At 66.8% G+C, this 8,689-nt stretch carries 7 protein-coding genes; 3 read left to right on the top strand and 4 right to left on the bottom strand.

Annotation, left to right across the window (positions count from 1 at the left end):
* Positions 1 to 136: 136 nt before the first annotated feature.
* Both VMJ11_RS17780 and shiA read right to left on the bottom strand, forming a co-directional pair.
* Positions 137 to 907 carry an IclR family transcriptional regulator domain-containing protein gene (locus VMJ11_RS17780; protein ID WP_325620707.1) on the bottom strand — a complete coding sequence of 257 codons (771 nt, stop codon included), beginning with the start codon at positions 905 to 907 and terminating at the stop codon, positions 137 to 139.
* 112 nt (positions 908 to 1,019) lie between these two features.
* The gene (shiA, locus tag VMJ11_RS17785; RefSeq protein WP_325620708.1) at positions 1,020 to 2,342 is read right to left on the bottom strand and encodes a shikimate transporter; all 1,323 of its coding nucleotides are present in this window, start codon (positions 2,340 to 2,342) and stop codon (positions 1,020 to 1,022) included.
* A 284-nt stretch (positions 2,343 to 2,626) separates the two neighbouring features.
* Here shiA and VMJ11_RS17790 point away from each other — a divergent pair, with 284 nt between their 5' ends.
* Positions 2,627 to 3,754: a 4-hydroxyphenylpyruvate dioxygenase family protein gene (locus tag VMJ11_RS17790; protein ID WP_325620709.1), complete on the top strand. Its 1,128-nt coding sequence runs from the start codon at positions 2,627 to 2,629 to the stop codon at positions 3,752 to 3,754.
* Positions 3,755 to 3,766: 12 nt separating this feature from the next.
* Here the strand turns inward: VMJ11_RS17790 and VMJ11_RS17795 are convergent, their stop codons facing one another.
* Positions 3,767 to 4,741: a LysR family transcriptional regulator gene (locus tag VMJ11_RS17795; protein WP_325620710.1), complete on the bottom strand. Its 975-nt coding sequence runs from the start codon at positions 4,739 to 4,741 to the stop codon at positions 3,767 to 3,769.
* Positions 4,742 to 5,055: 314 nt separating this feature from the next.
* Here VMJ11_RS17795 and VMJ11_RS17800 point away from each other — a divergent pair, with 314 nt between their 5' ends.
* Together VMJ11_RS17800 and VMJ11_RS17805 are read left to right on the top strand one after the other, a co-directional pair.
* Positions 5,056 to 6,348 carry an MFS transporter gene (locus tag VMJ11_RS17800; RefSeq protein ID WP_325620711.1) on the top strand — a complete coding sequence of 431 codons (1,293 nt, stop codon included), beginning with the start codon at positions 5,056 to 5,058 and terminating at the stop codon, positions 6,346 to 6,348.
* A 45-nt stretch (positions 6,349 to 6,393) separates the two neighbouring features.
* Positions 6,394 to 7,605, top strand: a complete 1,212-nt coding sequence (locus tag VMJ11_RS17805) for a M20 aminoacylase family protein (RefSeq protein WP_325620712.1) — start codon at positions 6,394 to 6,396, stop codon at positions 7,603 to 7,605.
* Between the two features lie 46 nt (positions 7,606 to 7,651).
* On the opposite strand, the gene VMJ11_RS17810 is transcribed toward VMJ11_RS17805, so the two are convergent.
* Entirely contained in the window at positions 7,652 to 8,389 is a 738-nt protein-coding gene (locus tag VMJ11_RS17810) for a winged helix-turn-helix domain-containing protein (protein WP_325620713.1), read from the bottom strand.
* Positions 8,390 to 8,689 lie beyond the last annotated feature (300 nt).

Raw genomic sequence — 8,689 nt, forward strand, 5'->3', positions numbered from 1 at the left:
TGTACGAGTTGGCAGCGCTCGTGGATGGCGGGGGAGATTCTCGATAATTAATCAGGATGACGAATAAAAAATGACGGGCGATGCCGCGCTCGTGAGTCGCCGTCCTTTGCCGCATGCCTTCGCTAGGCGCGGGGCGCTAGAGCACGTTCAGCATCGCGAGCGCGCTCTCCTGCAGATTCGGGAGCACGCGCTTGATGGCTGCATCGGCGCTTTCCTCGCCCATCAGCATGTTGGTGCTGAGCGCGGCCACCACTTCGCCGTTGCGGTTCCGGAGCGGCACGGCAATGCCGCGCACGCCCACCTGCAACTGCTGCTCGATGAGCGCATAGCCATCCACGCGCGCACGCACGATCTTTTCGCGCAGCCGCGCGGCGCTCGTGATCGTATGCGGCGTGAACGGCGAGAGCTCGACGGTATCGAGCCACGCCGAAACGGCTGCCTGGTCCGCCTCGTGCGCGAGCAGCACCACGCCGGGTGAAATGAGCGGCGCGGGCACGCGAGCGCCAAGCACGAAGCCCGTCGTCATTACGCGCGACACGCCGTTGCGTGCGATCACGACGAGATCCCAGCCGTCGAGCACGCTCACATAGGCCGATTCATTCAGCGTGGCGCTAAGCTGCCGCAGATAGGGCTGCACGGTACGCGGCAGTCGCGCCGAATCGAAGTACGACCAACCCACGCGCAGCACGCGCGGCGTGAGGCCGTAGAGGCGGCCGTCCGTGTAGACATAGCCGAGCGATTCGAGCGTGAGCAGATAGCGGCGCGCGGCGGTGCGCGTGAGGCCCGTGCGCTCGGCGGCCTGGGTGGGCGTCATGCGCGCGTGTTCGCTGTCGAACGCTTCGAGGATGGCGAGGCCCTTTTCGAGCCCGGCGATCCAGTCGCGCCGGTCCAATGGCGGCTTCTTCATCGGCGTGCAGAGATCGTGTCGGCACAACGGAAAAAGCCGCAGGCGGCCAACGCCTGCGGCTTGCGAGCAAAGAGCCGGCTTGTGCTCACGCGGCCCTCACGGTCGAGGCGGCTCACTCCGCTCGCACGGCTTTCATGCGCGCCGCCACGACCAGCGAAATGAGGCAGCCGATCGCCAGATACCCGGCGACGAGGTGCCACGAGCCGCCAGCGAAGCTCACCAGCGCGATGGCGATGAACGGTGTGAAGCCGCCGCCCACCACGCTGGCGAACTGGTAGCCGACGCCCGCGCCGCTGTAGCGGTACTCCGCGCCGAACAGCTCGGTGAAGAGCGGCTGCTGCACGCTCACGACCATGTCGTGTGCGATGTTCGCGAGCATCACCGAGAAGATCACGATCCAGAAGGTGGAGCGCGCTTCGAGCGCGAGGAAGAACGGCACCGCGCTCAGGAGGCCGATGAACGCGCCGACCAGATAGATGCGGCGCAGCCCGAGGCGGTCGGCCAGCCACGCGAAGCAGGGGATCGTCACGCAGCTCAGCGCGCCGACGAAAAGGCCGATGCCGAGAAAGAGATCGCGCGACATGCCGAGGTTGGTGGTCGAATAGCTGAGCGCGAAGGCGGTGACGATGTACATCGTGAAGAGCTCGGCGAGGCGCAGTGCGACGATGTAGAGGAACGCCTTCGGGTGGCGGGTGAGCGCTTCGAGCACCGGCATCTTGAGCTTGCGGTGGCCGTGCTCGACCTTCTCGACGAACTCGCGCGACTCGTCCATGCTCGAGCGCACCCACAGGCCGATCAGCACGAGCACGACGCTGAACACGAACGGCAGGCGCCAGCCCCAGGAGCGGAACGACGCCTCGCCGAGCAGGTGGCTCAGGATCGCGACGATGCCCGTGGCGAGCACGAGGCCCACGCCGTAGCCCACCTGCACGCCGCTGCTGTAGAACGCTTTCTTGCCGCGCGGTGCGCTTTCCACGGCCATCAGCGCGGCGCCGCCCCATTCGCCGCCCACGGCGAAGCCTTGCAGCGCACGGAACGTGACGAGCAGCACGGGCGCCCACACGCCGATCGTCGCGTAGGTCGGCAGCAGGCCGATGGCAACGGTGGAAAGGCCCATCATCATGACGGTGATCACGAGCATGCGTTTGCGCCCGAGCCGGTCGCCGAAGTGGCCGAACACGATGCCGCCGAGCGGGCGGAACAGGAAGCCCACGCCGAAGGTGGCGAACGCCGCGAGCGTGCCCGTCGTCTTGCTGACCTGCGGGAAGAACGCCGCGTTGAAGACGAGCGCGGCCACGATGCCGTAGAGGAGGAAGTCGTACCAGTCGACGACCGCGCCGACGAAGCTGCCGAGCGCCGCTTTTCGCGCCTGGCTGCGCGACGGGGAAAGAGGGGCGGCGCCGGGGGAGCCGGTGGTGTCGAGGGTGGCGGTCATGAGGTGTCTCCTTTCGTGCACGTGTGCCATGTCAAACGTGCGCCTGTGGTGAAACGCAGAATAGGGCGGCCCGCGCGGCACGGCAATGCGTGCCAGCGCAGTTTCGCGCGATTATCGCGCATAAGCGTTCGATGATCGAACGCTTTGCGGGTTTGCACCGAGATGGCGCGTCGGTCGCCGCACAAGACGCGCTTCGTGAAAAGTGAACGAAATGGTTAAAATTGGCCTGCTTCGCGCGCTTCGTGGCGAAGCTCGCTTACCCGCTCGCGTCAGGAGCCCATTGCATGTCCAGCCCCTCCAGTCTTCCGCCGCAGGCGGACAATCCGCTCGGCATGGCCGGCCTCGAATTCGTCGAGTTCGCCGCGCCAAATCCCGCTGAACTCGGCCGCCGCTTCGAGCAGCTCGGCTTCAAGGCGATCGCGCGCCACGTGAGCAAGGCGGTCACGCTCTATCGGCAGGGCCAGATGAACGTCCTCGTGAACGCCGAGCCCGACTCGTTCGCCGCGCGCTACGCGCAGGAGTACGGCACGGGTATATGCGCGATCGGCGTGCGCGTCGACAATGCGCAGCGCGCGTTCGAGCACGCCATCTCGCTCGGCGCATGGGCGTTCGAGGGCGAGCGCGTGGGCCCGGCGGAGCTGAGCATTCCGGCCATCCAGGGCATCGGCGATTCGCACCTCTATTTCGTCGACCGCTGGCGAGGCCGCGGCGGCCAGCGCGGCGGCGTGGGCGACATTTCGATCTTCGACATCGACTTCCGGCCGATCGACGTCGCCACCGCCCACACGGATCTCGATCACGGCGGCACCGGCCTGACCCGCGTCGATCACCTCACGCAGACGGTCGGCGCGGGACGCATTGCCGAGTGGCTCGACTTCTATCGCGACCTGCTGCATTTCCGCGAGATTCACGAGATCAACGCGAACTGGCATGTCGCCGAAGAGTCGCGCGTGATGGTGTCGCCCGATGGCGAGCTGCGCATTCCCCTCTACGAAGAGGGCACGCGGCGTACGCAACTGTTGCACGACTATCTGCCCGAGCATCCCGGCGAAGGCGTGCAGCACATCGCGCTCGCGACCGACGACATCCTCGCGAGTGTCGACGCGCTCAAGGCCAACGGCGTCGAGTTCGTCGAACCGCCGCCCGCGTACTACGGCACCGTGGACGTGCGGCTGCCCGGCCACGGCGTGGACCTCGAAGCGCTGCGCAAGCGACATGTCCTGATCGACGGCGAGATTGGAGAGGACGGCGTGCCGCGCCTCTTTTTCCAGACTTTCGTGAAGCGCCATGCTGGCGAGATCTTCTTCGAGGTTGTGCAGCGCAGCGGGCACCACGGCTTCGGCGAGGGCAATCTCGACGCGCTCGCGCGCTCGCGCGAGGCGGTCGATCCGCCCGGTACACAGCGCGGCTGAGCGGCGCGGGCTTTACTTCACGGCAGCGCTCGCCGTCCTGCGCGTGCGCGCCGGGGCCGCCGCGGCGGCGCGCGGCGAGACCATCGTGCGGCTGCGATGGCGAATTTCCTTGCTGAATTCGGTGCACGCGTGGGTCATCAGGTCAGTCGACCGATACACCATGAACACGTGGAAGTCCGGCAACTCGTCCCGAATGGATAGCGTGTGCAGGGCGTCGGGATTGAGGACGAGCGGGCCGCCCGTGCCGTAGAACACGAAATCGGACCACATGCTGATGAGGTCCGTGCAGGTCGCGAGTTGCAGGCCGAGCAGGTTCGACGAGCTGAGCAAGACACGCTTGGGCATATCGAGGCGATGCAGGCGCATAAGGCTCGCGAGCGGGCTGCCGGGGTCGTCGAGCGGGTCGAGCGTGAGCCAGTCGGCGTCGAGCAGATTGCGCAGACGCGTGGTGCGCGCGAGCGGATGCCCCGGCCTTGCAGCGAGCACCATGCCCACGGAAAAGAGCGGCTCCCACTGGAATGCGCCCGTGCCGGGCCCGCTGTTCGTCGAGATCAGTGCAAGGTCGAGGCGCCCTTCGCGCAGCCCTTCGAGTATCTGTTGCGGCCGCATTTCATAGGCATGCAGCGCCACGCCCGGAAAGCGCACGCGAAACGCCGCGATGGACGCGGCCAGCGGCCCGCTCGAAGCGACGGCGGTAAAGCCAATGTTCAACTGCGCCTCGGCATGGCCACGCATCGCTTCGATGTCTTCCTGCGCGTGGCGCAACTCCTGTTCGACCACGCTCGCGCGCTTCGCGAGCGCGCGCCCGTAGTTCGTGAGGCTCACGCCGCGCACGGAGCGCGACATGAGCGTCACGCCCAGTTCGCGCTCGAGCTCCGCGATCGCCTTCGAGAGCGCCGGCTGCGAGATGTGCAGGCTGCGCGAGGCCTCGTGCATGCTGCCGTGCTGCGCGAGCGCGAGCAAGACGCGCAACTGGTGCAGTTTCATCCGTGGTTCTCCGCGCGCGTGGCGCCTGGACGCCTTTCCATCGATAGAAAGCCTGATCGTTGCTCCACCGCGTGCCACGGGCGCCTTTGCCGCCTGGCGAGGCAAGGCGCGGCCACGGCCGACTCATGGAAAACGACAATGGCTGGCACACGGCGGTTATGACGGCGATTCTATCTGGTTATCACGATGAAAATTTGTGACTTCTTTCAAAAATGGAATCGGCGTGACTATCGTCCGGCCGAGATCGCACATATTCGCGCAATCACACGCAGTCTCACTCGCAGCTTCATCCCCACCGCTCGCGGAGATCCGCCATGAATGACGCAACGCTCAGCGCCGCCGCCATCACGCCGCCCGCGGCCGCTCGTCAGAGCCAGTTTCGCCTGATCGCCGCCTGTTCGATCGGCAATGCACTCGAAATGTATGACTTCACGGTCTACAGCTTCTTTGCGCTTCTGATCGGCCGCCTCTTTTTCCCCTCCGATAGCCCCTACGGCTCGCTGCTGCTCGCCGTGGCGACGTTCGGCATCGGCTTCGTCATGCGCCCGCTGGGCGGCCTCGTGATCGGCAGCTATGCCGACCGCCGCGGCCGCAAGGCCGCCATGACGCTCACCATCGCGCTGATGGTGGGCGGCACGCTGTGCATCTCGTTCGCACCCACCTACGCGCAGGCCGGCGTGATGGGTTCGCTCGTGATCCTCGCGGGGCGTCTGCTGCAAGGCTTTTCGCTCGGCGGGGAGATCGGCGCGTCGACGGCCATGCTGATGGAAGCGGGCGCTATCGGTCAGCGCGGCTTTCGCGTGAGCTGGCAACTGGGCAGCCAGGGCATCTCGGCGCTGATCGGCGCGCTCACGGGCGCGGTGCTGTACGCCACGCTCTCGCCGCAAGCGCTCGAGAGCTGGGGCTGGCGCCTACCGTTTCTCGGCGGCCTGCTGATCGCGCCGGTGGGCCTCTATATCCGCTCAAAGCTGGACGAAACGCACGAGGCCCAGCCCGACGCGCCGAGCCCGCTCGGCACGCTCATGCGCGAGCACGGCGCGAAGGTGGGTCTCGGCATTCTCTCGGTCACGGCCGGCACCGTGGGCATGTATCTCGTGGTGTTCTTCATGCCCACCTACATGATCCGCGTGCTCAAGATGCCGCCTTCGCTCTCGCTGCTTTCGGGCTGCGCGACGGGCCTCACCATGCTCGTGGCCTCGCTCGTGTCGGGCTGCCTCGCCGACCGCCTCGCGCGCCGCAAGCCGCTCGTGATCGGCTCACTCATCTTCAACGTCCTGGCCGTCGTGCCCGCCTTCTGGCTGATGACGCGCATGCCGAGCGTGCCGCTCGTGCTCGCGCTCTCGGTCGTGCTGACCGCCGCGGCGAACCTCGGCTCCACGCCGCTGCTGCTGATGCTCATGGAGCTGCTTCCCGCCGGCGTGCGCGCGAGCGGACTTGCTGTCATCTACAGCGTGGGCGTGACGGTGTTCGGCGGCAGCTCGCAGTTCATCGTTACGTGGCTGATCGCGAGGACGGGCAACCCGCTCGCGCCGGCGCTCTACCTCGTCGCTTGCGGGGTCGTCACGCTGTGTGCCGTGAGCGCCATTCGCGAACGTCGCCTTGGCTGATGCGCTTTTGATCCTTCCTTCCACCACGCAATACTCGGAATCCCCATGAAACGCGAATCCACGCTCACCCCGTTCCAGTTGCTGCCCACCTTGCTGCCCGAGATCGAAATCGAAGCCGAGACCTTCATAGGCATTCGGCGGCAGATTCATTCGCAGCCCGAACTAGGTTTCGAGGTGGGCGCCACGGCAAAGCTCGTCGCCATGCTGCTGGAGAAGTGGGGTTACGAAGTCCATACGGGCATTGGTAAAAGCGGCGTCGTGGCGCAGTTGAAAGTGGGCGACGGCAAGCGGCGCCTCGGCATTCGCGCCGACATGGACGCGTTGCCGATCGTCGAGAACACGGGCCTGCCATACGCGAGCCAGACGCCCGGCAAGATGCACGCGTGCGGCCACGACGGCCACACGGCCATCTTGCTCGCGGCCGCAAAAAGGCTGGCCGAGCGGCGCGACTTCGACGGCACGCTCAATCTGATCTTTCAGCCCGACGAAGAAAATCTGTGCGGCGCGAAGGCGATGATCGCCGACGGTCTCTTCGAGCGCTTTCCCTGCGATGCGGTCTACGCGCTGCACAACATGCCGGGCGTGCCGGCCGGAACATTCCGTGTGCTGCCGGGGTCGGTGAGCCTTTCCTCGGACGTGGCCGACGTGACGCTCAAGGGCGTGGGCGGCCATGGCGCGATGCCGCACCGCGTGAAGGATCCCATCGTGGCCGCGGCGGCGCTGGTCACGGCGCTGCAAACCATCGTCGCGCGCAACGTGGCGCCCGACGAACCGGCCGTGGTGAGCGTGGGCTACATTCGCGGTGGTGCCACGCACAACGTGATTCCCGAAACGGTCACGCTGGGCCTGAACATCCGCGCGGCGCGCCCCGACACGCGTGCGCTCGTGGAGGCGCGCGTGCGCGAGATCGTCGCGCTCACCGCGCAGGCGCATGGCGTCGAGGCGCATATCGACTACCGGCAACTCACGCCGCCGATGATCAATGCGCCCGAGGAGACCGCGCTCGCACAGCAGGTCTGCGCGGAACTCGTCGGCGAACAGAATGTGGTCATGCAGGCGCCGAAGGGCCTGAACGGCAGCGAGGACTTCGCGTGGATGCTCGATGCCGTGCCCGGTTGCTACCTGCTGCTCGGCAACGGCGAAGGCGAGTTCGGCGGCTGCATGGTGCACAACCCCGGCTACGATTTCAACGACCAGGTGCTGCCGCTCGGCGCGGCGTGCTGGGTGCGGCTCGCGCAGCGCTTTCTCGTGGCGTGAGTCGGCCTTCGCGCCGGCCGCGATGGAAATTGCTCAGTTATTCGAATCATCTGGGGTTCGAATCATCTGAGCCTTCGGCGAGCGATTCGGGCGTCAAGCCCAGCCGCTCGCGCAAGTCGATCCAGCCGCGTGGCGTGACCTGCACCGCGCGCGAGGCGGGCGTGCGCCGAAGCCAACCGCGCTCGCACAACAGCGCCAGAAACGCCACGCCGAGCGGCCCGGCCAGGTGATGCCGTCGCTCGGTCCAGTCGAGGCACTGCCGCGCAACGCCGTGGCGGCCGGGCTTCAGCGCGGTGACATCGAGCCCGAGTTCACCGAACCATGCGGCGCCCGCGGGGGTCACCGCGAAGCGCTTGTCGGCTTCGGCGGTGATGAGCCCCGCTTCCGTGAGGCGTCGCGTGATCGCCACACCCACCTGGCCCGCGAGATGGTCGTAGCAGCAGCGCGCGAAGCGCAGCTTCTGCGCCTCGCGGCCAGGCGGCTTGTGGCGCACCGGGGCGCGCGCGCCGATCGCCGCAAGGTTTTCGAGCAGGGTGGCCACCTGGGCGTCCGCGAGCCGGTAATAGCGGTGCCGGCCTTCCTTTTCGACGGCGAGCAGACCGCCGTCCAGCAGTTTCGCCAGATGGCTGCTGGCCGTTTGCGCCGTGACTCCGGCCGCATAGGCCAGTTCGCCCGCGGGCAGCGCGCGGCCGTCGGCCAGCGCCATCAGCATCGAGGCGCGTGCAGGGTCGGCGATCAGAAATGCCGTGGCGGACACCCTTGGGTGAACATTCTCGACAGTCATGCGTTTCTCCGGAACTTGCTCGTAGCGTAGCTCGACTGCATGGTCGCATGTTTCGACACGCATCGAAGCATCGCACACGCCGCGCGCTCGATACTGGGTTCGTGGCTGGCGTATTTTGCGCCGGCGAAAGCGAGAGAACCTATGCCGACGCACAGTACCGAAAGTCGCGAGCAGCAACGCCGGGTGCTTTGGGCAACGAGCATCAGCTATGTCGTGGTGATCCTCGACACCTCCATCGTCAACGTCGCGCTCCATAGCATCGGCGCGAGCCTCGCGGGCGGCGTGGCGGGCCTCCAATGG

Origin of the sequence: Paraburkholderia sp. (assembly GCF_035501035.1) — a bacterium.
Taxonomy (GTDB): domain Bacteria; phylum Pseudomonadota; class Gammaproteobacteria; order Burkholderiales; family Burkholderiaceae; genus Paraburkholderia.